Here is a 22,835-nt window from a genome sequence, read left to right as displayed (position 1 = left end):
TTGCAAGGAGTCACCCATGACCGCGCCCTTCTCCCGCCGCGCCGCCCTGCAAGCAGCGGGCGCCACCGCCCTCACCGCCGGCCTCTCGGGCGGCCTGACCGCCACCGCCGCCCACGCGGCCGAGGACGCCGGGTCCCGCCCGAAGCTCATCACCTACCCCCGCCCGCCCGCCGTACCGGCCAACACCAGCTTCCAGGTCCGGGTGCGGACCGCGCCCGACGGCGACTGGCAGACCCTGGACGTCTACCGGCCCCAGTTCGAGGAGATCAACCCGGCCACCGGTTCCGGCAAGGTCTACAACTCCTCCCTGGTGTACTTCGACTTCCGGTGCTCCGTCGAGGTCGAGGTGACCTACCTCAGGGGCGGCACCACCAGGGCCCGGGTGAGACCGGACTCCTACGGCATCACGCCCGAACTCCTCGGCGACACCCTGCGGTTCACCCTCGACGAGCCGAAGGACCTGGTCGTCCAGATCAACGACGAGATCTTCGACTGCCTGCACCTGCTCACCAACGCGATCGAGCACCGCCCGCCGGCCGCCGACGACCCCGACGTCATCTACTTCGGCCCCGGCGTGCAGACCGTCACCGGCGGCGTCCTCACCGTCCCCAGCGGCAAGACCGTCTACCTCGCCGGCGGCGCCGTCCTCAAGGCCACGGTCTACTTCAAGGACGTCGAGAAGGCCGCCCTCAAGGGCCACGGCATGATCTGGGCCGGTCCGGGCGGCGGAGTGCTCTGCGAGGGCAGCAGGAACATCCGGGTCGAGGACGTCATCATCATGAACCCGGGCGGCTACATCACCACCCTCGGCGAGGCGAAGAACGTCCACATCAGGAAGGTCCGCGGCTTCAGCTCGCGCGGCAACGGCGACGGCATCGACGTCTTCTCCTCCAGCGACGTCGTCATCGACGGCTGTTTCCTGCGCAACTCCGACGACTGCATCGCCATCTACGCCCACCGCTGGGACTACTACGGCGACACCAGGAACGTCACCGTGCAGAACTGCTCCCTGTGGGCCGACGTCGCCCACCCGGTCAACATCGGCACCCACGGCAACACGGACGCCCCGGAGACGATCGAGAACCTGGTCATCCGCAACATCGACGTCCTCGACCACCGCGAACCCCAGATGAACTACCAGGGCTGCATCGCCCTCAACCCCGGCGACTCCAACCTCCTCAGGAACGTCCGCATCGAGGACGTACGGATCGAGGACTTCCGCTGGGGCCAGGTCATCTACATGAAGGTCATGTACAACACGAAGTACAACACCTCGGTCGGCCGCGGCATCGACGGCGTCTACGTCAAGAACCTCAGCTACACGGGCACCCACGCCAACCCGTCGCTCTTCCTCGGCTACGACGCCGACCACGCCATCACCAACGTCACCTTCGAGAACCTGGTGATCAACGGGGTGGTCGTCGCCGACTCCATGAAGAAGCCGAGCTGGTACTACACCACGGACGAGATCCAGTGGTTCGCCAACGAGCACGTCACCGACCTGAGGTTCATCACCACCGCCGAGGCCGAGGCGGCCGCCGCGTCATGACCATCCCCGCACCCAGCTCCGCAGGAGGCGCCGGGAGGGACCGCGGGCCGGCTGCAGAGCCGCCGTCGACCACACGTCCGCTCAGCCGCCGCGGCTTCCTCGGCGGCACTGCGGCCCTGTTGCCGGCGGCGGGCGCGAGCGGGCTGCTCGTGTCCGGCCGGGCGGCGGCCCAGGAACGGCAGCAGGGCGCGTCGGCCTTCGCCCACCCCGGCCTGCTGCACTCCGCCGACGACCTCGCCCGGATGACCGCCGCGGTCGCCGCCCAGCAGTCCCCGGTCCACGACGGCTACCTGGCGCTCGCGGCCAACCCCCGTTCCTCGGCGGCCTACACCGTGCAGAACACCGGCCAGATCACCACCTGGGGCCGCGGCCCCGCCAACTACCAGAACCAGGCGGTCGCCGACTCGGCCGCCGCCTACCAGAACGCCCTGCTGTGGGCCGTGACCGGCGACCGCGCCCACGCCGACAAGGCCCGGGACATCCTCGACGCCTGGTCCGCGTCCCTCACCGCCGTCACCGGAGCCGACGGCCCGCTGGGCGCCGGACTCCAGGCCTTCAAGTTCGTCAACGCGGCCGAACTCCTGCGCCACACCGGCTACGGGGGCTGGAGCGACGCCGGCATCGCGGGCTGCGAGGAGTCCTTCCTGCGCGTCTGGTATCCGGCCCTGTCCTGCTACACGCTCTACGCCAACGGCAACTGGGACCTGACGTCCCTTCAGTCCCTGCTGGCCATCGGCGTGTTCTGCGACGAGCCCGCGCTCTTCGACGACGCCCTGCGCTTCGCCGCGGCCGGTGCGGGCAACGGCAGCGTCCTGCACCGCATCGTCACCGACGCGGGCCAGGGCCAGGAGAGCGGCCGGGACCAGGGCCACGAACAGCTCGCGGTCGGCCTGCTCGCCGACGCCGCGCAGGTCGCCTGGAACCAGGGCGTCGACCTGTGGGGCTTCGACGGCAACCGCATCCTCGCCAACGTCGAGTACGCCGCCCGCTACAACCTCGGCGGCGACGTCCCCTTCGTCCCCGACCTCGACCGCACCGGCAAGTACGTCAAGCTCGCCGTCTCCGCCACCTCGCGCGGCACCCTGCCGCCGGTCTACGAGATGGCGTACGCCCACTACGCGGGTGTGCGCGGGCTCGACACCCCGTTCACGAGGAACGCCGTCTTCCGCGGTACCGGCGGCGCCCGCGTCGTCGAGGGAGGCAACGACGACCTGCCGGGCTGGGGCACGTTCGCCTACGCCGGTGCGACCGCGCCCGCGCCGGGCGTGCCGACGCCGCCGGCCGGTGTCACGGCGGTGGGGGAGGACCGGTCGGTCACGGTGACCTGGCTGCCGTCGGCCTGGGCCGACTCCTACACGGTGCTGCGGGCGAGCGCCGCGGACGGCCGGTACGAGGAGATCGCGTCCGGGGTCGGGGAACCGGCGTACACGGACCGCGGAGTGCATGCCGGCCGGACGTACTACTACACGGTGTCCGCCGTCGGCTCCCGCGGCGCGAGCGGTGGTTCCGCGTGGGCGGCGGCCTGCGCCGGACTCCCCGCGCCCTGGGCGACCCAGGACGTCGGGGCGGTGCGGATCCCCGGCTCCGCCGCCTTCGACGGCGAGCGCTTCGTCCTGGACGCGAGCGGCACCGACGACACCTACCGCCTGGTCCACCTGCCGCTGCGCGGCGACGGCACGGTCACCGCACGGATCGTGTGGCCGCTCAGCTCCCAGTACTCCAAGATCGGCGTCACCGTCCGCGCCTCGCTGGACGCGACCGCCGCGCACGCCTCCATGCTGATCCAGGGGCTGCCGCTGCACACCTGGAGCGGAGTGTGGACGGTACGGCCGACGCGCGGCGCCGCGGTCCGGGCGACCGGCAGCACGCCCGTGCCGCCCTCGCAGCAGCAGGCGATCACGGTCAACGCGGCCTTCCCGCTCTCCGGCCTGGGCGCGCTGCCCGAATCGGCGACGCCCCTGGAGGCGCCCTACGTCGAGGGCGCCGGCGACGGCTACCGGCTGCGGGCACCCTACTGGGTGCGGGTCACCCGGAAGGGAGCGCGGTGCACGGGCGCCATCTCCCCGGACGGCGTCCGCTGGACGCAGGTCGGCGCCACCGACGTCGAGTTGGGTCGGACCGGGTACGCCGGCCTCGTGCTCACCTCCTGCCTCGGTGTCGACGAGGACTACGCGGAGACCGGCACCGGCGCCTTCGACAACGTCAGCGTGACCTCACCGTCCGGCACGGTGTGGCAGGTGCCGCGCCCCGCCCGCACCGTGACCGGCCTGCGGCCCGGCAGCGGTGCCGACGCCGTCGAGCTGGCCTGGAGCGACCCGGACCCGTCCGCCCGCTGCACGGTGCTGCGCGCGACCCGCGCCGACGGACCGTACCGGACCCTCGCCACCGGCGTCGGCCCGGTCGGCTTCGGCACCCGCGTCCGGTACGCCGACGCGACCGGAACCCCGGGCACGACGTACCACTACACGGTCGTGAAGACCAACACCGCAGGACGCGGCCCGCGTTCGATGCCGGTACAGGCGGTCATGCCGACCCCGGCACAGCCCCGGCTCGTCTCCGCGCCCACCGCGTTCGCCAACCAGGGGGTCGGCTTCCGGCACCTGCTGCGGGCCTCGCACGAGCCCGTGCTGTTCACGGCGGACGGGCTGCCCGCCGGGCTGGGGATCGACCGGCGCACCGGTCTGGTCTCCGGAACCCCGCGCGAGACGGGCGAGTTCACGGTCAGCACCACCGCGGCCAACGCCTCCGGGACCACCACCGGCACCCTCGCGCTCACGGTCGGCACCGCGCCGCCCGAGCCGTGGACGTACGGGGACCTCGGCGACACGGTGCTCGACGACCGCGACTTCGGGACGCTGGGCGTGGTCGCGATCACCACGCCGGGCAGCGCGTCGTACGCCGACGGCACCTTCACCGTGCGGGGCGCGGGCGTCGACCTGAACGCCAACGGCCAGGGAATGACCGGCCAGTTCGTACGGCGGCCCGTCACCGGCGACTGCGAGATCGTCGCCCGGCTCGTCTCCCGCACCGGAGCGGGCGCCGACCGGGTGGGCCTGCTGATGGCGAAGTCGCTGTCGCCGTTCGACCAGGCCGCCGCAGTGGTCGTGACCGGCGGCACCACCGCACAGCTCATGCTGCGCAGGACCGTGGCCGGTGCCTCCGCCTTCACCGGCGGAGCGGCCGTCGCCCTCCCCGTCCTGCTGCGGCTGAGGCGCACCGGGACCGCCTTCGGCGCAGCCCTGTCCACCGATGACGGCGTCACCTGGACCCCCGTGGCCGACGGGGAGATCCCCGCCTTCGGCGACGCCCCCTACTACGTGGGCCTCGTGGTGTGCTCCCGCACCCCGCAGACCCTCGGCACCGCGCAGTTCGAAGAGGTGAGTGTCGCACTCACCTGAACTCCCCCCACCGAAGGAGAACCATCGCGATGAGCCGCCGCGATCGACAACCAACCCCATCAGGCGGGCTGAGCCGCCGTGACGTCCTGAAGTCGGCCGCCGTCCTCGCCGTCGCCGCCTCGGCCGCCGCCCCCCGGGCGGCCGACGCGGCCCCGTCGGCCTTCACCCACCCGGGCATGCTGCACAACGCCGGTGACATCAATCGGGCCAAGGTCAGGGTCGCGGCGGGAACCGACCCCTGGCTGTCCGGCTGGAACAGGCTGACCGCCAACTCCCACTCCCAGTCGACCTGGACCAACCGGGCGACCGCCACCGTCATCCGCGGTGGCGACGGACAGAACTACAGCCTCCTCTACGGCGACATCGCCGCCGCCTACCAGAACGCCCTGCGCTGGAAGGTCGGCGGCACCGAGGCCAACGCCGAGTGCGCCGTGAACATCCTCAACGCCTGGTCGACGACGCTGACCACGGTCACCGGGAACGCCGACCGGTTCCTCGCGGCCGGCCTCTACGGCTGGCAGTTCGCCAACGCCTGCGAGCTGATGCGCGACCACGACGGCTTCGACCTGGCCGCCGCCCAGGAGATGCTGGCGAACGTCTTCTACCCGCTCAACAACAGCTTCCTGACCAACCACAACGACGCCTGCATCACCAACTACTGGGCCAACTGGGACCTGTGCAACATGGCCTCGGTGCTGGCCATCGGCATCCTCAACGAGGACAGCGCCAAGTACGACCAGGCCGTCACCTACTTCAGGTCCGGCGCCGGCAACGGCTCGATCGAGCACGCCGTGCCCTACCTGTACACCGACTCCGACGGCTACGCCCTCGGCCAGTGGCAGGAGTCCGGGCGCGACCAGGGCCACACCGTCATGGGCATGGGCCAGATGGGCGCGATCTGCGAAATGGCCTGGAACCAGGGCGAGGACCTCTACTCCTACGACGACAAGCGGTTCATGAAGGCCGCCCAGTACGTCGCCAAGTACAACATCGGCGACGACGTCCCGTTCACCACCTACACCTGGGGTACCGGCCAGAGCTGCGCCCAGTCGTCCCAGACCGTCGTCTCCGACAGCTCCCGGGGCCAGGTCCGCCCGGTCTGGGCCATGCTCCACTTCCACTACAACCGGCGCCTGTACCTCGACGACAAGTACATCTCCGCCATGTACTACGACCTGGTCGCCCCCGAGGGCGGGGGAGGTGACTACGGCTCCGACAGCGGCGGCTACGACCAACTCGGCTTCGGCACTCTGATGTACGCCAAGTAGCCGCGCGCATCCCCCGGGCCGCCGTGGGTGCCGGAATACTGGAAGACGCTGTGGTGCTCTTTTCCTACCGGCGTTTCCGGTGCCCGCGGCGGGAGGAGCTGGTGGGGCGGATGACGGCAGAGCGGACGGACCCGGAGGACCCCGTGGCCGGCACCCCGTACGGGGCGGTGCGCGGCAGGTGGGAGCACGGGGTCGCGGTGTTCCGCGGCATCCCGTACGCCGCCCCGCCCTTCGGGGAGCACCGGTTCCGTCCGCCCGTGCCGCCCGAGCCCTGGGACGGCGTCCGGGACGCGGGCGCGTTCGGGCCGACGGCGCCCAAACCGCCGTACTCGCAGGCGTTCGCGGAGTACCTGTCCGACCCGGTGATCCCCGGCGACGACTGCCTCAACCTCAACGTGTGGACCCCGGAGCCGGGACCCGGCGCCCGGCTTCCGGTCCTGGTCTGGCTGCACGGCGGCGCCCTGACCAGGGGATCCTCGGCCGTACCGGTGTACGACGGGCATGCGTTCGCCCGGGACGGGGTCGTCCTCGTCTCGGTGAACTACCGGCTGGGCGTGGAGGGCTACGGCCTGTTCCCCGACACCCCGCCCAACCCCGGGCTGCGCGACCAGCTCGCCGCCCTGCGCTGGGTCCACGACACGATCGCGGCCTTCGGTGGCGACCCGGCCCGGATCACCCTCTGCGGCCAGTCCGCCGGCGCCATCAGCGCCGGCGCCCTGCTCGCCGCCCCCCAGACCCAGGGCCTGATCCGCCGGGCCGTCCTGCAGAGCGGCCCGCCCGAGGCCGCGGAACGGGACAAGGTACGGCGCATGGTCCGCCGGATGGCCAACCGGCTCCGAGTCCCCGCGACCGCCCAGGCCTTCGCCGAGGTGGACCGCGGGCTGCTGCTGCGCACCCAGGCCGAGGCGGGCCGGCTCAGCAGCCCCGTCCTCGGCGGCCCGGCCTTCGGGATCGTCGTCGACGGCGACCTCGTCCCGCGCGACCCGCTCCAGGCCCTCCTCGACGGCGAGGCGGCGCCCGGCGTCGACCTCCTGATGGGCTGGACCCGCGACGAGTACCGGCTCTGGCTGGTCCCCGGCGGCCTCGTCGACCACGTCGAGCGGCTCGGCCCGGTCGCCTTCGCCGGCGCCATGGCCCGCTGCCACGTGGGTCACGAGGTGCCGCGCGGCTACCGCACCCTGCATCCCGAGGCAGGCCCCGCCGAGACCGTCGGCCAGCTGGTCACCGACCACCTGCTCCGCCTCCCCCTGCACCGGCTGGCCGGGGCCCGCCCCGGCACCTCCTACCTCTACGAGTTCGCCTGGCCCTCCAACCGGCCCGGCCTCGGCGCCTGCCACGCCCTGGAACTGGGCTTCGTCTTCGACACCGGGGAGGACCCCGACTCGGCCCGGCTGGCCGGCGAGGGCGCCCCGCAGGACCTCGCCGACGCGATGCACGGCGCCTGGGTCCGCTTCGCCGCCACCGGCGACCCCGGCTGGCAGCCCTGGGACGACACCCATCCGGTCCGCGTCCTCGGCGACGGCGAGCCCCGCACCGTGTCCGGCCCCCGGGACGCGGAGTTCGCCCTCTGGCCGCCCGGCGCACCTGCGCCGCATCCCGAGCGGACCGCCGAACTCGCCCTGGCGGTACGCCGGCTGCGCCGCTCAGTCGCCGCCGTACGCCGCCACTGAGTCCCGTACCACCACGTGCGTGCCGAGCAGCAGGTGCTCGGCGGCCGACTCCGCGCGGTGCCCGAGCGCGGTGCGCACGGCGAGCCGCCCCAGCTCCTCGTAGGGCACGTGCACGGTGGTCAGCGCCGGGTGCAGGTCACGGGCGAACGGTATGTCGTCGTACCCGGCCAGCGACACGTCCCCCGGCACCGCCAGACCCGCCTCGTGCAGCGCGGTCAGCGCGCCCGCGGCCACCATGTCGGTGGCGGCGGCCACCGCGCTGAACTCCAGCCCCCGCGCGAGCGCCTGCCGCATCAGGCGGTGCCCGGAGTCCCGGGTGAAGTCGCCGTGCAGGAGCAGCGCGGGATCGGGCTCGATGCCGCGGGCCCGGTGCGCGGCCAGGTACCCGCGTTCCCGTCCCAGCGCCGTCGTGTGGTCCGGCTTCCCGCCGAGGAACAGCACCCGCCGGTGGCCCTGCGCGAGGACGTGCGCGACCAGGGCGTGGGCGCCGCCCTCGTTGTCGTACTCGATGACCGTGACCGGTGCGCCGGGTCCGAGCGGCGGCCGCCCGCAGAGCACCAGCCGCGACCCGGCCGAGGCGAGCGAGTCGGCGACCCGGCGGGTCCGGTCCCGGTACTCGGCCGTGTCCGCCGCCCCGCCCACCAGGATCACGGCGGCGGCCCGCTGGGCGCGCATCATCTCGATGAACTCCAGCTCCCGCCGCACGTCACCGTCGGTGCTGCACACCAGCGACAGATGCCCGAGCCGCGCCGCCTCCCGCTCCACGCCGTACGCCATGTGCGCGAACGACGGCCCGGTGATCTCCTCCAGCACGAAGGCGAGCGTGGGCGTACCGGCCCCGGCGACCGCTCGGGCACGGGCGTCGGCGACGTAGTCCAGCTCGCGGACGGCCCGCAGGACGCGGTTGCGGGTGGCCGTACTGACCGGGTAGTCACCCCCGAGCACCCGGGACACCGTGGACGCCGACACCCCCGCACGAGCAGCCACGTCCCGGATGGTGCTCCGCCCCGCCTCTTCGCTCTTCCTGGTCAACCCCACCCCCGCCAACCGGTTCCCCCGGGGACAGTAGCGCCCTTCAGGGGCGCGCGGAACTGCGCGACCAGCCCCCACCGGACCCGCGGTCGCCCACGGCCTGCACCACCCCCGCAATCCCCTCCGGCCCCACCCGGCAGCACCCCCCGATCAACCGGGCCCCCGCATCCCGCCACCCCGTCACCTGCCCGGTGTCGAACAACGACCGCCCCGTCCACGCCCGCGCCTCCGCGTCCCACACCTCCCCGCTGTTGGGATAGACGACCACCGGCTTCCCGGTCACCCGCACCGCCGTCTCCACCGCGCGCTGCACGTCCTCCGGCGCACAGCAGTTCACGCCCACGGCGATCACCTCGTCCACGTCGGCGGCCAGGGCGAACGCCTCCTCCAGCGGCTGCCCCGCCCGTGTGAGCCCGCCCGCCACGCTGTACGACAGCCAGGCCGGCACCCCCAGCCCGCGCACCGCCCGCAGCAACGCCGCCGCCTCGTCCGCGTCCGGCACGGTCTCCAGCGCCAGCACGTCCGGCCCCGCCCCGGCCAGCACCTCCAGGCGCGGCCGGTGGAACCGCTCCAGTTCCCCGACGCTCAGCCCGTACCGCCCCCGGTACTCGGAGCCGTCGGCCAGCATCGCCCCGTACGGCCCGACCGACGCGGCCACCCACAACGGCCGGACGATCCCCGCCGCCCGAGCCCGCCGGACCGCGTCGCGCCCCAGCTCCACGCTGAGCGCGAGCAGCCGGGCGGCCTCCTCGCGCGAGATCCCGCGCCGGCCGAAGCCCTCGAACGTGGCCTGGTAGCTGGCGGTGATCGCGACGTCGGCGCCCGCCGCGAAGTACGCGAGGTGGGCGTCGCCGACCGCGTCGGGCCGCTCGGCCAGCAGCCGTGCCGACCACAGCTCGTCGCTCAGGTCGTGCCCGGCGGACGCCAGCTGGTTGGACATGCCGCCGTCGAGCACGACCGTCCCGGCGGCGAGGGCGTCGGCGAGGCTGGGGGAGTGGTCGCTGGTCATGCCCCCGACGCTAGCCGAACCGGCACCGGACGACCGGCCGTGTCCACCGGGTGACCGGACCGGCCGTCACAGGGACACCGGCACACGAGCACCCGACTCCCGGGCCCGGAGCGGGCGGACCGGTGCGGGCCCGTGTGCGGGCGACGGGGCAAGGTCCTGCTCGGACCAGACGACCTTGCCGCCGGACACCGGCCGGGAGTCCCATCTGCGTGACAGCTGCGCGACCAGGAACAGGCCGCGGCCGTTCTCGTCGGTGGTGTCCGCGCGATGCCGGTGCGGGAAGCAGTCGTTGGTGTCGAACACCTCGCAGGTCAGGAACTGGTGCCGGATCAGCCGCAGGCCGATCGGGCCGGTGCTGTGGCGGACGGCGTTGGTGACCAGTTCACTGACGATCAGTTCCGTGGAGTCCGCGAGACCGTCCAGGCCCCATTCGGCCAGCCGACCGGCTGCCAGGCGGCGGGCGCTGCGGGCGGCGGTCCGGTCGCTCGGCAGCGTCCAGGAGGCGACCTGGGCGGGGCTGAGCGAGAGGGGGCGGACGAGGAGCAGGGTGACGTCGTCGGACGGCGCCAGGCCCGGGACGGTGTCCGTCGCGCGGGTGCAGAGGTCCTCCAGGGAGCGCCCCGGCTCTGCCAGGGCTTCGCCGAGGCGGTGCATCCCCGCGTCGATGTCGTGGTCGCGGGTCTCGATCAGGCCGTCGGTGTACAGGGCCAGCAGGCTCCCCTCGGGCAGTTCCAGCTCCACGGCCTCGAAGGCGGTCCCCATCCCGACGCCGAGCGGGGTGCCGGTGGGCAGGTCGGGGAAGGTGACCCGGCCGTGCGGGTCGACGATCGCGGGCGGGGGGTGCCCGGCCCCGGCCATGGTGCACTTCCGGGTGACCGGGTCGTAGACGGCGTACAGGCAGGTGGCCCCCGTCACGGCGGTCGTCTGGCCCGGGGTGTCGGGGACGCCCTCGCTCAGCCGCTCGATCGTGTCGTCGAGGCGGGCCAGCAGTTGGTCGGGGGGCAGTTCCAGCTCGGCGAGCATGTGGACGGCGGTGCGCAGCCGCCCCATGGCCGCGGTGGCGTTGATTCCGTGGCCGACCACGTCGCCGACGACGAGGGCGACCCGGGCGCCGGACAGCGGGATCACGTCGAACCAGTCGCCGCCGACGCCGATGTCCGGGTCGGCCGGCAGATAGCGGGAGGCCGCCTCGACCGCCGTGCCGCCCCGCAGGCGCTGCGGGAGCAGGTTGCACTGGAGCGCGAGTGCTGTGGCGTGCTCGCGGGCGTACAGGCGGGCGTTGTCCAGGGAAAGTGCGGCGCGGCTGACGAGCTCCTCGGCGAGGAGCAGATCGTCCTCCTGGAACGGCGCCGGGTCCTCGGTGCGGACGAACAGGGCCACGCCCAGCAGGACCTGCCGGGCGCGGATGGGTACGAGCATCAGCGAGTGCATGCCGTTCTCGTGGATCGTCCGCGCCCGTACCGGGTCCTGGTCGACCCAGGTGCCCGGGGCGGTGTCCAGGACCGGCTCCAGATGGGACCTTCCGGTGCGGAGGATGTCGGTGAAGGGCCCGGCGGGCGGCGCGGGCACCGGCTCACCGCGTTCCCACGGCGATTCCGGGACCCCCTGGCGGATCGAGGCCGCACCGGCCCGCCGGAAGACGGGGAGGCGCTCGCCGACCGGGCCGATGTGGGCCGGGGGGCCTTCGCCGGCCGGGACCGAGTGCTCCAGGTCGACGACGGCGTAGTCGGCGAACAGGGGCACCGCGAGGTCGGCCAGTTCCTGGCTGGTCCGCATCACGTCCAGGGTGCCGCCCAGACGCGTACTGGCCTCGCTGAGGATCGCGAGGCGCTCCTGTGCCCGCCGGCTCTCGGTGACGTCGACGCTGATGGCGCACACCCCCAGCGCGCGGCCTTCGGCGTCCTGGAGACAGAAGAAGGAGGCCGCGAGGACGTGCTCCCGGCGCGGGTTCGCCGGCAGCCGCCGCCGGAACTCGTGGACGCTGGCGGTGCCGGTACGGAGGGTCTGCCGCATCACCGCCTCGAACGCCTCGGCCCCGGCACCGGGCGGCGCAGCGCCGGCCCGGCGTCCGAACCGCTGGTCGCGGGAGACGCCGTCGTGGCTCGCCATCGTGTCGTTCACCCAGGTGCAGCGCAGCTGCGGGTCACGGACGACGATGCCGATCGGTGCCCGGGTGAGGAGCGATTCCCGCACCGATCCGTTCGTGACCTCCTGCGAGAGCCTGCCGACGTCGGTCACCGACACGAGCCACCGGACCGTTCCGTCCTGACCCCACAGCATCGAGAGCCGCAGGCTGACGGTGAGCGAACGGCCGTCCCGGTGGCGCACCGCGGTGGTCCCCGACCAGCCCTGACGGGCGCGGCACCGCGCGACGAACGCCGACGTCGTCGGCGTTTCGTCGAAGGACGGCAGTACGACCGCGGCGGACCGTCCCACCACCTCCCGGGCGGGGTGTCCGACGAGCCGCTCGGCGGCCTGCGTCCATCCGAGCACCGTCCCCCGCTCGTCGAGCATCGCGATCGCCGAGTCGGATATCTCGGGGGCGTCCGTCCGGCTCCCCGGTGTCGCCGTGTCAGTGCTGCACATCGAACTCGTGTCCTTCGGTCAGTGGCGGGATGCCGAATCCAGGAACAGGCGCGAATGTCCGATTTGAGAGAGTTCGCGACTGTTTGGGTTATTGACCGGACGGCGCGGTGATGTGTGACAGGGCGCTGGAGGTCCGAGCCGGACGGTGTCCAGATGGTGGCGGACAGTATGCGCTCGACGGCATCCGGCATCCGGCATCCGGCATCCGGCATCCGGCATCCGGCTTCCGGCGAACGACGCCGCGGCGCTCCGTGCGCCGCCGTCCCCAAGGAGTCCGCACGCCGCCACCGCCACCGCCGCCGGCAGCCGGTCAGGCGGCGTGCCGCCCGCTTCCGCGGCGGCTCCCGCGCCGGGTGCGCCGGGTCGCCGGGACCACGAGGCCGCCCAGGAGGCCGAGGGCGAGGGCGTAGGGCCACCAGCCGAAGGGCTGCGCCGGGTCGGCGGCGGTGCGGGTGGTCACGGTCGCGGGCGCGGTCGGCGCGACGGTCGTGGTGTCGCCGGTGTCGGCCTTGGTCGAGGCCGGTGCCGACTCCGCGTTCAGGACCACGTCGTTGCCGTCGCCGCCCCGGTAGGTGAGCCGGTAGACGGTGTCGGCCAGCTTGACCGCGGTGCCCTCGGCGAGGCCGTCGAAGGTGCCGGTGGTCGGGGCCCTGCCGGTGTGGTCGATCACGGTGATGCGGCGGGCCGGGGCGGTGCCCGCGGCGGACATGTCGAGGGCACCGGCCAGGGCGACCGCGCCCGTCACCTTCAACGGCTGCTTCTGCAGCGCCAGTTCGCCCCGCCTGCGCTGGGTGTAGTCCCCCTTCACCGTCACCCCGGTCGCCACCAGGCTGTCGTTGGTGACGGAGCCCAGCACGGTGCCCTTCCCGGAGAGCGCGGTCCGCACCCGCAGGCCCGCCGGGCCCGGGTCCAGGCGGGCCCCGGCCGAGGTGAGCCGGATCGCCTCGCTGTGCGCGAGGGTCGCCCCGGAGCGCAGGGCGAGGGTGCCCTGTCCGACGGTGGTCGTCCCCGTGTACGTGACCGCGCCGCCGGTGAGCGTGGTGGTGGCCGCCCCCGACTGCACGAGGGCCCCGGAGCCGCCGACGTGGGACAGGCGGATCGGTGTCGAGGTGTTGCGGACGATCAGGGTGCCGTCGTTGTCGACGCGCCGGCGTGCGGTGCCCGTCAGCAGCGAGCCGTCGCCGCCCTTCGCGCCCGAGCCCAGCCGCAGCACCGCGCCGTTCTCGATCGTGGTCGAGCCGTCGTAGTCCTGGGCGGCCGCGAAGGTCACGTCGTTCCCGCGGGTGCCCGCGATCACGATGTCCCCGGCGCCGGGCGCGGCCAGCGTGTCGTGGTAGCGGCCGCCTCCGATCGGGGCGCCCAGGGTCACCGGGCCGTCGTAGTCGAAGGTGAGCTTCGAGCGCCGGCCGCTCGCCTCGTGCAGGTTGATGTAGACGGTGTCCTTCGTCCCCGGCATGAAGATGCGGTGGGTCGTGCCGTCGCCCCAGTGCACGTCGGCGCCCTCGATGTTGGTGCCGCGCTTGTTCACCTGGTGCGCAAGCGCCCGCCAGTCGAGGGACGGGTCGCTCAGCGACGGGTTCGTGTCGCCGCCCCGGTCGCTGTAGCCGTACTGGCCGGTGAGGACCACCTTGCTGCCCGGCCGCGAGTGGACGTTGACGTCGCTGCCGTACTCCCGCTGGTAGAAGTCCTGGCGCAGGGTGACCGTCTGGTACAGCGGGGTGTCGATGATCCAGGAGCCCTGGTTGAGGATCGCGCGGGCGTCGGGGAGGGCCACGGGGTACTCGGGGCGGCCGACGGCCATCCCGGTGCCGTTGTCGATGACGCCGGAGAAGGGGTGCGTGCCCGCCAGGTCCAGCGTGCCCCACATGTTCCGGGGCTGGGTGACCAGGCCCGAGCCGCTGATGGTGCCGATGTTGAAGGTGCGGGTGAGGGACAGCCGCAGGGTGCCGTCGACGCGGATGTTGAGCTGGTTCAGCTGGTAGCCGGGGGTGTTGTAGGGGAAGTGGCCGATCAGGCCGGTGCCGCCGCCCGTGCCGTACTGCAGGGTCGTGCCGCGCTCGACGGTGATCGCGGGCGGGTCGGGGCGGGTGACCGTCGTGTACGGGTGGTTGCCGCCCAGGGTCCGCACGACCTGCCGTTGCCGTGCCTTCGGCAGGGTGAAGTCGCTGTCCCTGGTGAGGATCAGCGTCCCGCCGCCGCGCACGGTGAGCGTGCCCTCGCCGCGCAGGACGCCGTCGTACGTCGTCGTCCCGGCGGGCACGGTGACGGCCGTGTCGCCGGTGAGGGTCACGTCCCGGCCGGCGAGCACGTCGGCGGTGACGTCGCGGGGGCCGGCGGCGGAGGCGGGGGGAGCGGAGGCCAGCAGGGCGGCGAGGGCGCCGACGGCCGCTGCGGTGGTGTGGAGATGGGTGCGCACGTGATCGGAGACGGGACCGGACGGCCGTGGATAACAGAAAATCGAGTTCCGCGACCAGGGCCTCAGAAATCGCTTTCCCCCTTGTCTTGTCAGACCCGTTGACCTTCTCGTAACACGCCCTTACCTTTTCGGCGATCTCAGAACCCCCCACAACCCATCAGGAACACTCAAGGAGCGTGTGTGAGATGAGACGTGCGTACGCGATCCTGCTGTCCCTCTGTCTGGCGGTGGTCGGCGCCCTGGCCGCCGCGGGCCCCGCCGCGGCTGCCTCCCAGACCGTCACCAACGGCACCCAGTTCACCGACACCTCGGGGAACGTCGTGCACGCGCACGGCGGCGGGGTCATCAAGGTCGGCTCCTACTACTACTGGTTCGGCGAGGACCGCAACTCCGACAACACCTTCAAGTACGTGGACGCCTACCGCTCCACCGACCTGAAGACCTGGGAGTTCCGCAACCACGTCCTCGCCCAGTCCTCCGCCTCCGAGCTCTCCACCGCCTACATCGAGCGCCCGAAGGTCATCTACAACGCCTCCACCGGCAAGTTCGTGATGTGGATGCACAAGGAGAACGGAGTCGACTACAGCCAGGCCCGCGCCGCCGTCGCCGTCTCCGACACCGTCGACGGCACCTACACCTACCAGGGCAGCTTCCAGCCGCTCGGCCAGTACATGTCCCGCGACCTCACCACGTTCGTCGACACCGACGGCACCGCCTACATGGTCTCGGCCGCCAACGAGAACGCCGACCTGCACATCTACAAGCTCACCGCCGACTACACCGGCATCGACAGCCTGGTCGCCAACCCCTGGGCCGGCGCCAGCCGCGAGGCCCCGGCCCTCTTCAAGCGCAACGGCGTCTACTTCATGCTGACCTCGGCCGCCACCGGCTGGAGCCCCAACCAGCAGAAGTACGCCACCGCCACCTCGCTCGCCGGCCCCTGGACCTCCTGGGCCAACGTCGGCGACTCCACGGCGTACGGTTCCCAGACCGCGTACGTGCTCCCGGTCAGCGGCACTTCGGGGACCTCGTACCTCTACATGGGCGACCGCTGGGGCAACTCCTTCGGCGGCACGGTCAACGACTCCCGGTACGTCTGGCTGCCGTTGACCTTCTCGACCGACACCTCGATGTCGATGTCCTGGTACCCGGAGGTGTCCGTCGACACGGCCGCCGGCACGGTCACCGGCACCGGCGCCACCTACAACACCCTGATCGCGCGGCACAGCGCCAAGTGCGCCGACGTGCCGAACCAGTCCCTCTGGGAGGGCATTGCGATCAGCCAGTACACGTGCAACAGCGGCACCAACCAGAAGTGGTGGTTCAAGGACCTCGGCACCGGCTACTACGCACTGATGGGCCGCGGCAGCTCGCTCTGCCTCCAGGAGGACTCCACCGACGTCACCCAGGAGGACTGCACCGGCGCCACCGCCCAGCAGTGGTCGGTCGTCACCTCCGGCTCCTACGTCAGCATCAAGGCCCGGACGACCGGCGAGTGCCTGGACGTGAGCGGCGCGTCCACCGCCAACTCGGCCGCCGTCATCACGTACACGTGCAACGGCGGCACCAACCAGCAGTGGACGCGCGGGACCTGACGGGTCCCCGGCTCAGGCCAGCAGGTCGATCGCGTCGATCGAGGTGCCGGCGCTGAGGAAGGACGTCGTCCCCGAACCGCTCGCCACGTAGATCTTCAGCGTGTTGTAGGCGCTGGTGTCCGTCAGCCAGGCGGACGCCGGGACGCTGTAGGTGAACGTGTGGTTGTTGCCCCGGTACGAGCCCACGGTCAGCGAGCGGGTGCTCGGCTGGGTGGGCGGGGAGGGGACGGCGGAGGTCCAGGTGTCGTTGACGACGACCTGCGGCCGGCCGTTCGCGTAGGCCGTCGTCACGCCGATCCGCAGGGTGTGCGCGGCGGCGGCCTGGGCGGCGGTCAGCCTGAAGTACACGATGATCCCGCTGTTGACGTCCTTCCACAGGTAGCACGGGAAGGCCGAGGTCTCGGTGCCGCTGCCGACCACCACGTTCCCGGTCCAGGACGCGGCGCGCACGTCGGACGGATGCGCGTACGTCATCAGGTCGGCGTTCTTGAACCCGCCCGGTGTGCCGTCCCAGTTGTTGATCCGCCAGATCGCGGAGGCGTTGCTCGGGTCGTTGGAGGACGCGATCGCGATGGTGTTGAGCGTGGTCGTGCCGCCCGCCGTCACGGTCGCCGAGCCGGTGTAGACCGCCAGTTCGCCCTTGAAGACGGTGAGGGTGTACGTCCCGGGCAGTACCCCCGCGATCGAGAAGTAGCCGTCCGAGGAGCGCGCCGAACCCCAGTACTGGGCAGCCGAGTTGGCGAGCCCGACCGTGTACGCGTACGCCGTGTCCCGCCCGGTGATGCCGACGCCGGCGACCCGGCCGCGCCCGCCCGCCGCCACGTACCCGGAGATGCCGAGCGAGTCCGCCCACGAGGTGGTCAGGGTGCCCGGGTAGAGGGCCGAGGAGGGTGCGCCGCCGTCCGTGAGGGCGATGACGTACGGGCCCTGGAGGCCGTAGCGCTCCGACTCGGTCTGGTTCTCGCCGTAGTACAGGATCTCGTACAGCCCGCCGCCGTCGGCGCTCTGGTGGCGCAGCAGCGAGCGGTAGAAGGGGCCGCCGGAGGCCTTCTCGTGGTTGCTGCGCACGATCCACAGGCCGACGCTGCCGGTCGTCCAGCCGATGTAGTCGTAGTCCATCACCCGCAGCCTCGAGTAGTGCTTGGCGCGGGTCTGGCCGTCGGACTTCTCGAAGACGTCCGCGGACTCGATGACGGTGGGCGCGTAGGTGTAGGAGTCCGGCTCGTCGTTGAGGAACAGGCCTGCCTTGACGCGCACGATGTAGCGGGTGGCGGTGACGGACGAGTCGGCCTTGTTGGTCCAGAGGTAGACGTTGTTCTCGCCGCTGCGGGCCGCGTAGTAGTGCCTCAGCGTGCCGTACGCGACGGAGACCAGGATCGTCGAACCCGACTGGGCGATGGTCACCGTGGAGGTGCCGAGGCCCGACTCGACGTGCGAGTTCTTGCCGCCGTAGCCCTGGTACTCGGTGCCCTTGTAGACCAGCGAGGTCAGGTCGCCGTTGGTCTTGGAGACCTTGAAGACCAGGCTCGCGCCGGTGTCCACGACGTAGTTGGAGCCGTCGTCCGACCAGCCGAAGCTCGCCGCCGCGGCGGTGTCGGCGAGCGGTCCGGCGAGGGCGGCGGTGCCGGCGGCGGCCGCGCTGCCGAGGACGAAGGTGCGGCGTCCGAGCGGTCTCCCGGTGGATCCGGACATGGGGGTGCCTCCTTCGGTGGGGCGGGGGTGCGGGTGAGTGTGAGCGTGCCAGTTGAATCGATTTCGCGAAAGGGCTTTCACCGTCATGGGGTTGGCAGTTCCCGGAAATAGGTCCAAGGTCTGGAAAGCGCTTGCCAGCCTGGGGTACGGTCCGCGCCAGACCATGTCGCCACGACGGAGGAGTCCCGGGTGAGACGTTTCAAAGGTGTCCGTGCCGCCGCGCTCGCGGCGGCCGTCCTCGCCGCCTGCCTGACGACCGCTCCCGCCGCCCAGGCCCACGGACGGCGGCCGCCCCTCGGCATCGAGAACTGCACCGCGACCGCCTGCCACTTCGACGTCCCGCCGGGCGACTACGACGTGACGGTCCGGCTCGGCGGCGACACCGCGTCCGGTACGAGCATCGCCGGGGAGACCCGGCGCTCGCTCCTCCCGGAGACTCCGGTCGCGGCGGGGCGGCACCTCACCCGCGCCTTCACGGTGAACGTCCGCACCCCCGAGGGCGAGCCGACCGGCCCCGACGGAACCCCCGGCCTCGACCTGACGATCGGCGGCCCGGCCCCCGCCCTCGCCGGCATCAGGGTCACCCCTTCCGCCCGGCACACCCGACAGCTCTTCCTGGTCGGCGACTCCACCGTCTGCGACCAGCCCGCCGACCCCTACTCGGGCTGGGGCCAGCAGCTTCCGCAGTACCTGCGCAAGGGCGTCGCCGTCGCCAACTACGCGGACTCCGGGGAAAGTACGGTGACCTATCTCCAGAATCCCCGACTCTGGGGTACCGTCCAGCCGTTGATCCGCCCGGGTGACCTGGTCCTGATCCAGCTGGCACACAACGACAAGACGACCGTCCTGTCTCCGTCATTGGTACGGTGATTCACCGGGTCGTGAACAAGGAACACACAGTTCAGAGGGCATTCCCACCTGTGCTTCAATGTATGACCCCGTTTTCTGAGGGCGCGTCATACGAGGGCATCAGCAAGGCGATGAGGGCGAAAAAGACGGTGTCATCCGTCACGGCGAGGACACCGCAGAGTTGATGGTGCTGGAACACCGGCGTGGTGGGGGCCGGTTCGGGGCGGCGATTGGCTTCGACTCGGTCGGCTTGCGCCAGAGCAGGGCTTGCAGGCGGTCCCGCTGCTCGGGGGTCAGCGGAGGCGCCTGGTCGGCCAGTTCCTGAACGTAGCGCCGATTGTCCCGCCGGACAGCCGGTCGCTGCTCGTCGCCGTCGTCGGACTCCCACCATTCGGCGACGATGCGCAGTGCGTGGGCGTCTGAAGTCCTGGCCCGCTCGTACGACCACAGTTCGTAGCGCTCCTGCGGCTTGCTGAGGGGATGGTGCGAGCGCAGGTTGCATACGATCACGCCAGCGTGTTCCAGGTCGCTTGATAGATCGTCGGGTGGCTGGAGGGCAGTGCCGTAGAAGGGATTCACTGCCAGGACGCCGACAACCCAGTCTTCGTCGTCCCAGCGTTGATCGGCGGGCTCGATGACGTACCCCAGCACGTGCAGCGGGATGCGGCCGTGGAATCCCTGTCGGGTGACTGACCGTGCGACCAGGGGACGGAAGTAGCCGCGGCTGGGGACGTCGAACTGCCGGTAGAGCTGCTGCAGCGAGCCAGGGTCCAGCGGCACCCCGATGAGCTGGAAGGAGACGTTGCAGCGCATGACGTGGCGTGTTTCTTCTGCGGAGATGCTGCCTGACACGGTGTAGAAGCCGCCGTCGCAGACTTCGAAGTAGACGAACTCCTCGCTGTGGTGGGGATCTTCAAGCTCGCTCGTCCGTTCTTCCCAGCCCTTGAGGGCCTTGGCAAAGCCATCGGCTCCGCAGCCATGCCAGTTCCGGCCATGCTGCTGGATGCTCCACTGACTCCGCTCTCCCATCCACCCCAGTTCGTTGAGCGCGTCAAGGAGGCGGAGGAGGGCAGGCTGGCCCCATGCGGTGACCGGCATATCCAGGCACACGCCGCTTCCCGCAGCCGGCACCCAGTCGACGTCGGGCAGGTCGAGGCAGAAGACTCCGGAGCTGAACCCCCCTGCTCCGTAGAACCATGGCACTGTGTCCCCGCTGCCGTTGAGCAGCCTGTAGCGGCTCGTGGGCAGCTTCCCTGCCGTCTTGCGCGGACTGCGGACGGCTTTCTCGGCCTCACGCTCTCTTTCGCCGCGATGGACACGCCCGTGGACAATGAGTTCATCGTGTTTCAGGCGAAGAAGGCGGTCCAACTCCTGCGGGTCCCTCAGAGCCCTGAGGATGTCCAATTCGTCGAAGACGAGGACCAGTCCGTCCCTGCGGTCCGCGACGATCGCCTCGTTCGCTTGCTCGGTGATCCCGGACATGGTGAACAGCAGAGCTATAGCAGTGCCGTCGAGACGGCCCAGGCGGCTGCGGACCGCATCGACGACCGTGGATCCGGCAGGCCGGCGCTCCCACTTCGCTTCGACGAGATAGTGGCGGCTGTGGGAGATGATCGCGAAGTCGGTCTGCCGGGGGCGCGCCATCCTCGGATTGTGCACGACCTGGTAGTGAGCCCGTCGAAACATCCGCTCCAACAGTGATTCGAGCTTGTAGCCGCGGCGTTTCGTGTCGGAGACCGACCGCAGGGCAGCCAGATCGCGGAGCAGATCCGACTCGTGCCAAGGCTCGATTTGGAGGTCGTCGTCCGCCGCGTCAGGGCGTTCCTCTTCACTGATGGCCATGACTGGTCATCTTCGCGCACGGCGACAACGCGGCCCCTCCAGCGGGGCCGACTGACCCAGCACCCACTTGTTGCCCAAGCCCCGTCATCACGAGGTGGCGGGCTTCCCTCATGCCCGTCACATGTCGAGACGGGTGGTTGTGGCCGCCTCGACGGGCTGTGCGTCACGTGCCGATCCTCCTGCCTACGCCGACGCCGGCCGCTCAGATCCGGACCGCGCCCGTCTGGCCGGACCGCGGCGATCCGGTCGAACTACACCAGGCCGGGGTGCCCCGGCAAATCTGCGCATCCATCTGGTTGTCGAGGAGTGAACCCCTGCTTCCCGTGCGGACGGATGGTGCCGTTGATGGTGCGCTGCCCGTCGGGATCGGCGGCCGCCGTGCGCTCGGGTGTGATCAACCCCAGCGATTCGTAGTACCGGACAGCCTTCGTTGTCGCATCGGCCTGATGTGCGAGTTCACTGATCTTCATGCCATTCACCCTGCTTAACGCTAAACCTTGCCCCGGGGGGTAAGGTCAAGCGCCGATTGGACGCGCCGGGCGTCGCGGGGCGGATGCACGGTCAGCAGCACCGCGATCGCGCCGGCCACGACCGCCACGCCGAGGAACTGGAACGTCAGTGCGTAGCCGGAGGCCGGTGACTGCGCGCGGTCTATGATCCAGCCCGGCAGGTAGCGGCCGACGATGCCGCTGGAGCTCATGAGCGCGAGGAAAACACCGAGGGTCCCGGCCAGCTGCTCTTTGGGACAGATCTCGGATATCGCCGCGTTGAGCAGGGGGAAGACCACGGTGCCCAGCCCGTACCCCATCGACACGACGGCGACCACCAGGCCCGGTGTACCAATCAGGGGCAGAGTGACCGCCGCAGACCAGCAGGCACGCGCCCAGCAGGATCCCCCGATGGATCCGGGAGCTGACGCCCTGGCCATGAGCCGGTCCCCCGAGAAGGCGGTCGCGGACAGCACGACCAGGGCGACCATGCTCGGGAAGCCGAACATTGTTCCCGCCTCGATCCGGGAGTGGCCCAGGCCCGCCTCGAAGTAGGACGGCAGCCAGGTCAGGATCACGGAGACGAGGGGGTAGAAGGAGAACGCCGCGGCCAAAGCGCCGAGGAAGGTCGGCGTGTGGAAGATCACGAACCACCTGGCCCTGGACGTCGTGTCGTCCTCGCGGTCCTCGGCTGGGTCCGTCGTGCGCTGCGCGCCGTAGGGTCCGGGGCTCCGTGTGGTCAGCCACAGTGCCACCCAGACCAGACCGGCAGCGCACATGGCGGTGAAGGCCGACCGCCAGCCGTACACGACCACCGGGTAGTTCGGCACGGGGGCCAGGACGATCTTCGAGAGCGCCGCCGTCGACGTGATGAGGGCGCCGGGCAGCGCCCGCTTCTCCACGGGGTGCCAGGAGTACACCGCTGTGTGGATGAGCGCGCTGGAGGGCCCCTCGAACAGGCCGAGCAGCAGCCGGCTTCCGATCAGCACGGCGAAGCCTGCGGCCAGGATCATGGGCAGGAGGCAGAGGGCCAGCCGACTGCGAGCGTGGCCAGCACCCACTTCAGTGGCGCGTGCTTCACGGCCGGTCCGGCGAGGAAACCGCCCGCGTCATGGCGAAGAATGAAGACGCTCCCGGCCAGTCCGATCTGCGATGCGCTGAGACCGAGTTCGTCCTTGAGCGGCTGGGCCGCGACGCCGAGGAGGACCTTGTCGCCGTAGTTGATCAGATAGAGGAGCATGAGGCCCGACGTCAGTCCCCAGGCTTTGACGCGGGACGTGGGTGGTGTGCCGGCCGGGGCTTTTGACGCTGCCGTGCGGTGCATGGATGTCATGTCGTCAACTCCCTTGTGTGTCAGGCGGTGTGAGAGCCTCGCAGGGCCGGTTCGCGCACCGGTCTCATGGCGGGTGCCGGGGTGTGCGAAGGAAGGGCGAGTGCCTCC

14 protein-coding genes and 1 pseudogene are annotated in these 22,835 nt (G+C 71.4%); 6 read left to right on the top strand and 9 right to left on the bottom strand.

Going from position 1 to position 22,835, the window contains the following annotated elements:
• Positions 1 to 16 precede the first annotated feature (16 nt).
• From ACIQVL_RS10840 to ACIQVL_RS10825, 4 genes are all read left to right on the top strand, one after another.
• Positions 17 to 1,549: a glycosyl hydrolase family 28 protein gene (locus ACIQVL_RS10840; RefSeq protein ID WP_403475098.1), complete on the top strand. Its 1,533-nt coding sequence runs from the start codon at positions 17 to 19 to the stop codon at positions 1,547 to 1,549.
• Positions 1,550 to 1,698: 149 nt separating this feature from the next.
• Positions 1,699 to 4,947 carry an alginate lyase family protein gene (locus ACIQVL_RS10835; RefSeq protein ID WP_403475224.1) on the top strand — a complete coding sequence of 1,083 codons (3,249 nt, stop codon included), beginning with the start codon at positions 1,699 to 1,701 and terminating at the stop codon, positions 4,945 to 4,947.
• 29 nt (positions 4,948 to 4,976) lie between these two features.
• Positions 4,977 to 6,215 carry an alginate lyase family protein gene (locus tag ACIQVL_RS10830; RefSeq protein WP_403430193.1) on the top strand — a complete coding sequence of 413 codons (1,239 nt, stop codon included), beginning with the start codon at positions 4,977 to 4,979 and terminating at the stop codon, positions 6,213 to 6,215.
• Between the two features lie 110 nt (positions 6,216 to 6,325).
• Positions 6,326 to 7,885, top strand: coding sequence for a carboxylesterase/lipase family protein (locus ACIQVL_RS10825; RefSeq protein WP_403430191.1), 1,560 nt, complete (start codon positions 6,326 to 6,328; stop codon positions 7,883 to 7,885).
• Here the strand turns inward: ACIQVL_RS10825 and ACIQVL_RS10820 are convergent.
• The 4 genes from ACIQVL_RS10820 to ACIQVL_RS10805 all read right to left on the bottom strand — a co-directional run bounded on the left by ACIQVL_RS10820 (position 7,859) and on the right by ACIQVL_RS10805 (position 14,928).
• Positions 7,859 to 8,917, bottom strand: a complete 1,059-nt coding sequence (locus ACIQVL_RS10820) for a LacI family DNA-binding transcriptional regulator (RefSeq protein WP_403475097.1) — start codon at positions 8,915 to 8,917, stop codon at positions 7,859 to 7,861. The two genes, ACIQVL_RS10825 and ACIQVL_RS10820, sit on opposite strands and share 27 nt — an antisense overlap.
• Positions 8,918 to 8,960: 43 nt before the next feature.
• Complete coding sequence (gene mmuM / locus ACIQVL_RS10815) at positions 8,961 to 9,926, bottom strand: homocysteine S-methyltransferase (RefSeq protein WP_403475096.1); 966 nt, start codon at positions 9,924 to 9,926, stop codon at positions 8,961 to 8,963.
• Positions 9,927 to 9,992: 66 nt separating this feature from the next.
• On the bottom strand, positions 9,993 to 12,512 hold the full coding sequence (locus ACIQVL_RS10810) for a SpoIIE family protein phosphatase (RefSeq protein ID WP_403475095.1): 2,520 nt from the start codon (positions 12,510 to 12,512) through the stop codon (positions 9,993 to 9,995).
• A 310-nt stretch (positions 12,513 to 12,822) separates the two neighbouring features.
• Entirely contained in the window at positions 12,823 to 14,928 is a 2,106-nt protein-coding gene (locus tag ACIQVL_RS10805; RefSeq protein ID WP_403475094.1) for an autotransporter, read from the bottom strand.
• A gap of 185 nt (positions 14,929 to 15,113) precedes the next feature.
• Here ACIQVL_RS10805 and ACIQVL_RS10800 point away from each other — a divergent pair, with 185 nt between their 5' ends.
• Positions 15,114 to 16,523, top strand: coding sequence for an RICIN domain-containing protein (locus ACIQVL_RS10800; protein WP_403475093.1), 1,410 nt, complete (start codon positions 15,114 to 15,116; stop codon positions 16,521 to 16,523).
• 12 nt (positions 16,524 to 16,535) lie between these two features.
• On the opposite strand, the gene ACIQVL_RS10795 is transcribed toward ACIQVL_RS10800, so the two are convergent.
• On the bottom strand, positions 16,536 to 18,215 hold the full coding sequence (locus ACIQVL_RS10795; protein ID WP_403430179.1) for a rhamnogalacturonan lyase B N-terminal domain-containing protein: 1,680 nt from the start codon (positions 18,213 to 18,215) through the stop codon (positions 16,536 to 16,538).
• Positions 18,216 to 18,404: 189 nt separating this feature from the next.
• Here ACIQVL_RS10795 and ACIQVL_RS10790 point away from each other — a divergent pair.
• Positions 18,405 to 19,058, top strand: a pseudogene (locus tag ACIQVL_RS10790) (carbohydrate esterase); the annotation flags it as partial.
• A 165-nt stretch (positions 19,059 to 19,223) separates the two neighbouring features.
• On the opposite strand, the gene ACIQVL_RS10785 reads toward ACIQVL_RS10790, so the two are convergent.
• From ACIQVL_RS10785 to ACIQVL_RS10770, 4 genes are all read right to left on the bottom strand, one after another.
• Positions 19,224 to 20,906, bottom strand: coding sequence for a restriction endonuclease (locus ACIQVL_RS10785; protein WP_403475092.1), 1,683 nt, complete (start codon positions 20,904 to 20,906; stop codon positions 19,224 to 19,226).
• A gap of 251 nt (positions 20,907 to 21,157) precedes the next feature.
• Positions 21,158 to 21,376, bottom strand: a complete 219-nt coding sequence (locus ACIQVL_RS10780; protein WP_403475091.1) for a MerR family transcriptional regulator — start codon at positions 21,374 to 21,376, stop codon at positions 21,158 to 21,160.
• Between the two features lie 20 nt (positions 21,377 to 21,396).
• A complete protein-coding gene (locus ACIQVL_RS10775; RefSeq protein ID WP_403475090.1) occupies positions 21,397 to 22,407 on the bottom strand; it encodes an MFS transporter in 1,011 nt (336 codons plus the stop codon).
• Positions 22,404 to 22,727, bottom strand: a complete 324-nt coding sequence (locus ACIQVL_RS10770) for a hypothetical protein (protein ID WP_403475089.1) — start codon at positions 22,725 to 22,727, stop codon at positions 22,404 to 22,406. The genes ACIQVL_RS10775 and ACIQVL_RS10770 overlap by 4 nt, the downstream gene beginning before the upstream one ends.
• Positions 22,728 to 22,835: the final 108 nt, after the last annotated feature.

The organism is Streptomyces sp. NPDC090499 (assembly GCF_044769305.1).
Classification (GTDB): Bacteria; Actinomycetota; Actinomycetes; order Streptomycetales; family Streptomycetaceae; genus Streptomyces.
This window is presented reverse-complemented; position numbering and strand designations above follow the sequence as displayed.